Genomic DNA, 244 nt, shown 5'->3' on the forward strand with positions numbered 1-244 from the left:
TCCGGTCGAACCTGTTGCCCCAGTAGAGCCGGTCGAACCTGTCGATCCGGTCGAGCCAGTTGCTCCGGTATCACCGGTTGCTCCTGTGGCGCCGGTCGAGCCGGTTGCTCCGGTCGATCCGGTCGAACCTGTTGCCCCAGTAGAGCCGGTCGAACCTGTCGATCCGGTCGAGCCAGTTGCTCCGGTATTACCGGTTGCACCTGTGGCGCCGGTAGAGCCGGTTGCTCCAGTCGATCCGGTCGAA

1 protein-coding gene is annotated in these 244 nt (G+C 64.3%); it reads left to right on the plus strand.

What is annotated here, in order from left to right:
• On the plus strand, positions 1-244 hold a 244-nt coding region (locus EN955_RS35830), incomplete at both ends, for a hypothetical protein (RefSeq protein ID WP_245492862.1).

The organism is Mesorhizobium sp. M7A.F.Ca.CA.001.04.2.1, assembly GCF_003998485.1.
Taxonomy (GTDB): domain Bacteria; phylum Pseudomonadota; class Alphaproteobacteria; order Rhizobiales; family Rhizobiaceae; genus Mesorhizobium; species Mesorhizobium ciceri.